We start from the raw sequence: 3910 nt of genomic DNA, 5'->3' as shown, positions 1-3910 counted from the left end.
AGTTGCTCGTCCGCTCACGGCCGGAGAAGGGCCTGCTCGGCGGCATGACGGAAGTGCCCGGCTCGGACTGGCTCGCCGGCCAGGATGATGCGGCCGCGAAGCAGCAGGCTCCCACACTGAAGGGGTTGTCGCGCTGGCAGCGCAAGCTGGGCGTGGTCAACCACGTCTTCACGCATTTTCCGCTGGAGCTGGTGATCTACACTGCCAAGGCCGACGCCCGGACGCGCGCGCCCGAGGGCATGCGCTGGGTCCCGATCGCAACCCTTGCCGGCGAAGCGCTGCCCAACGTCATGCGCAAGGTGATCGCGCACGGATTGGATCTCTAGGACTGGATCTGCTGACACTATGCCGTCAGCAGGGCTTGCGCTATCGGTTGACGGCAACGGAGGCTACCATGGTCAAGACCGCGCTCGACAACTTTCCAAGGCCACCCTGCGCCGAGTTGCTCGGCTGGCGCCTGCTCGATGCCCGCCCCGAGGAGGGCTGGATCAAGCTCGCCTTCGAGGGCAAGCCGGAGTTCTGCAATCCCGCCGGCTTCATCCAGGGGGGCATGCTCTCGGCCATGCTCGACGACACCATGGGCCCCGCCGTGCTGGTGATGAGCGAGGGCCGGCTCTACACGACGACCATCAGCATGACCGTGAATTTCCTCAGCCCCGCAAGGCCGGGACCGATCGTCGGCGAGGCCAAGGTGACGCAACTCGGCAAGACCATCGCGTTCGTCGAGGGCAAGCTGATGTCCGAAGACGGCACCGTGCTGGCGACGGCGAGCGCGAGCGAGCGGCTGCTGGAAGCGGCGAGGGTGGTCGGAAAATAGTCTCGTCGCGCATGCGGTACCCCTTCTCACCTTGTGGGAGAAGGTGGCGCGAAGCGCCGGATGAGAGGTATCTCTCCGCGGATTCAAATCGCGAGATGCGCGCGCCGAGAGAGACCTCTCACCCAAGTGAGGTTGTGTCTACCGGCGTCGCCGCCCTCTCCCACAAGGGCGAGGGCACAGTCATGCGCATCTCGCCTGGTGCAGAAACTCACGTCTCAATCCGCCTGGCGTCCTTGCTCACGATCGGCGGCTTCGCGTTCAACGCTTCCACCTGGAATCCCGCGACGCGCTTGTAGTTGGCGGCGATGTCTTCCAGCTCCTGCTGCGACAGCACGTCGGTGACGACCTCAAAGCCGTCGGGCGCGCGCTCCTCGACGAGCTGCATCACCTGTTCGGGGCCGTTCTTGCGGTTGAGCAGGACGAGGTCGGTGGTTGCGGGCCGGCGCTCGGCCTCATAGGCGAGCAGCGCCGCGGTCGTCGGTCCATGCGCGAGAATCTCGCGGGTGATGGTGCGGGCATCGAGGATCGCCTGCGAGGCGCCGTTCGATCCGATCGGGTACATCGGGTGCGCGGCATCGCCCATCAGCGTGACCTTGCCAAAGGTCCATTGCGAGACCGGATCGCGGTCCACCAGCGGATATTCATAGGCGTGCGGGCAGTTCTTGATCAGGCCGGGCACGTCGAGCCAGTCGAATTGCCAGCTCTCGAACCAGGGCAGAAACTCCTCGAGCCGCGCGGTGCGGTTGTAGTCCTCGCGCCGCCATTGATAGGTCGGCGGCATGTGGCGCTCGGCGACCCAGTTGATCAGATGATCGCCGGACGCGTCCGGCGCCTTGCTGATCGGATAGCAGACGAATTTCAGGATCTCGTGCCCGGCCATGATCATGGTGCGGCCGGTGAGGAAGGCTTTTGCCGGCGTGACGCCGCGCCAGAGGATGCGCCCGTTCCAGATCGGCGGGCCTTCGCCCGGATAGAGCTTTTCGCGCGCGGCGGAATGGATGCCATCGGCGGCGATCAGGATCGCGCCGTCGTAAGTTCCCGCGGCCTTGCCGGTTGCCCTGTCGATGAAGTCGGCGCGCACGCCCTCGGCCGTCTCGCTCCAGCCGGTCAGATGGTGGCTGGTGAGAATGTTCTCTCGGCCGAGCCGCTCGACCGCGGTGTCGAGCAGGAGCTGCTGCAGCGTGCCGCGATGGATCGAGAATTGCGGCCATTTATAGCCGGCTTCCAGCCCGCGCGGCTCGCTCCAGATCGGCTTGCCGTGCTTGGAGAAATAGGCGAGCTCACGGGTCCGCACGCCGCTGGCGTCCAACTTGTCCATCAAGCCCAGCTCGATCAGCTCACGCACCGCATGCGGCAGCACGTTGATGCCGACGCCGAGCGGCTTCAGCTCGGCGACGCTCTCGAACACTTTTACGGGAACGCCGATCTGGTGCAGGCTGAGCGCAAGCGTCAACCCGCCGATACCGCCACCGGCGATGAGTACGGTCATGACAAATTCCCCCTTCGATTGACGGCGTCTTGGCACGGCCGGGCCGCCGTGGGCAACTGCGAAGAGGTCCCTATGGACGGCGCGGCGAGGGGCCGTTAACCTCGGGTTTTCCCATGAGGTCCGACATGCTCAAGCTCTACTACGCCACCGGCACCTGCGCGCTCGCCACCTACATCACGCTGGAGGAGGCCGGCGCCGACTACACGGCCGAGCGGCTGAGCTTCAAGGACAACCAGCAGACCAGCCCGGACTATCTCGCGATCAATCCGAAGGGCCGCGTGCCGGCGCTGGTGACCGATCGCGGTGTCCTCACCGAGACGCCGGCGATGCTGGCCTACCTCGCGCAGACGTTCCCCAAGGCGAAGCTCGCGCCGCTCGACGATCCCTTCGACTTCGCCCAGGTGCAGTCGTTCAACTCCTATCTCTGCTCGACCGTGCATATCAACCATGCCCACAAGATGCGCGGCGCGCGCTGGGCGACGGAGGAGAGCTCGTTCGCCGACATGAAGGCTAAGGTCCCGCAGACCATGGCCGCCTGCTTCGCGCTGATGGAGCAAAAGATGTTTCGGGGACCCTGGGTGATGGGTGATCAGTACACGATCTGCGATCCCTATCTCTACACCCTTTCGACCTGGCTCGAAGGCGACAGCGTCGACATCAACGCAACGCCGAAGATCGCCGATCACTTCAAGCGCATGTCGGACCGCCCCGCCGTGGCAAAGGTGATGGCCGCGCAGAAGGCGTAACGGCGCGGCGGCTTCGTAGGGTGGGCAAAGGCGCGTAGCGCCGTGCCCACGATCTTTTCCCGATCGCGACAGAGGGTGGGCACGCTTCCGCCTTCGCTCTTCGAGCTACGGCGGACAAGTCGCTTTGCCCACCCTACGATAGCTTGCGTTTGGCTTGCTCCAGCTCCCGTCCCGTTTCCAGCATCAGCCGCCGCAGCCAGATCGAGCCGGGGTCCATCTGCGCGCGGGTTGGATGGAACATGAACTGCTCGTCGATCCCTGGGTCGAGCGGCGGCGTCACCGCGACGAGGCCGAGTTGTTTCGACAGCGCTGCGATCAGCCGGCGCGGCACGAAGGCGACGAGGTCGGTACGAGCAGCGACGTGCAGCGCTTCGAGATAGCCTGAGACGACCAGCGAGATGTGCCGCTCGATGCCCTTGGCTCGCAGCCAGGTATCGATCAAATCCTCGTTGCTGCCGCGAATGATCACGCCGACGTGGCGTGCGGCCAGGAAGGTTTCGCGCCGCTTCAGCTTCGTAGCCATCGGGTGGCCGCGCCGCACCGCCAGCGCGTCGCTATCGGTGTAGAGCAATTGGCGGTGAAAACCCTTGAAGGCATTGCCAATCGAGATCACGAGGTCGATGGTGCGGGCGAATTCGGCGTGGAAGATCGCTGATCCCCGCCACGGCACGACGTCGACGCGGACGTTGGGCGCAAGACGCGTCACCTTCTCCATGAGCGGCGGCATCAGCAGCTCGACTGCCAGGTCGGGCATCATCAGGCGGAATTGCCGCTCGCTGCGTGCCGCGTCGAACTCGTCAGGCACGAACAGCCCGCGCACCTGGTCGAGCGCCTGAGCGAGCGGCGCGCGCAAGGCCT

5 protein-coding genes are annotated in these 3910 nt (G+C 65.3%); 3 read left to right on the top strand and 2 right to left on the bottom strand.

Annotated elements, in window-relative coordinates; all coding sequences use genetic code 11:
* The coding region (locus tag MOV75_RS29890) for an NUDIX domain-containing protein (protein WP_247007117.1) at positions 1 to 326 on the top strand (326 nt) is incomplete at its 5' end.
* 68 nt (positions 327 to 394) lie between these two features.
* Positions 395 to 817: a PaaI family thioesterase gene (locus MOV75_RS29885; protein ID WP_246929476.1), complete on the top strand. Its 423-nt coding sequence runs from the start codon at positions 395 to 397 to the stop codon at positions 815 to 817.
* Positions 818 to 1025: 208 nt separating this feature from the next.
* Here MOV75_RS29885 and MOV75_RS29880 read toward each other — a convergent pair whose 3' ends face one another.
* A complete protein-coding gene (locus tag MOV75_RS29880) occupies positions 1026 to 2306 on the bottom strand; it encodes a flavin-dependent oxidoreductase (RefSeq protein WP_246929477.1) in 1281 nt (426 codons plus the stop codon).
* A 125-nt stretch (positions 2307 to 2431) separates the two neighbouring features.
* Here MOV75_RS29880 and MOV75_RS29875 point away from each other — a divergent pair, with 125 nt between their 5' ends.
* On the top strand, positions 2432 to 3052 hold the full coding sequence (locus tag MOV75_RS29875; RefSeq protein WP_246929480.1) for a glutathione S-transferase family protein: 621 nt from the start codon (positions 2432 to 2434) through the stop codon (positions 3050 to 3052).
* Positions 3053 to 3185: 133 nt separating this feature from the next.
* On the opposite strand, the gene MOV75_RS29870 is transcribed toward MOV75_RS29875, so the two are convergent.
* On the bottom strand, positions 3186 to 3910 hold a 725-nt coding region (locus MOV75_RS29870), incomplete at its 5' end, for a LysR substrate-binding domain-containing protein (RefSeq protein WP_247007115.1).

The organism is Bradyrhizobium sp. PRIMUS42 (genome assembly GCF_023006515.1).
Classification (GTDB): Bacteria; Pseudomonadota; Alphaproteobacteria; order Rhizobiales; family Xanthobacteraceae; genus Bradyrhizobium.
This window is presented reverse-complemented; position numbering and strand designations above follow the sequence as displayed.

What these genes read in the sequence shown, in the direction of transcription:
- MOV75_RS29885 (WP_246929476.1), top strand. Translation starts at nt 395, where the DNA reads ATGGTCAAGACCGCGCTCGACAACTTTCCAAGGCCACCCTGCGCCGAG.
- MOV75_RS29880 (WP_246929477.1), bottom strand. Translation starts at nt 2,306, where the DNA reads ATGACCGTACTCATCGCCGGTGGCGGTATCGGCGGGTTGACGCTTGCG.
- MOV75_RS29875 (WP_246929480.1), top strand. Translation starts at nt 2,432, where the DNA reads ATGCTCAAGCTCTACTACGCCACCGGCACCTGCGCGCTCGCCACCTAC.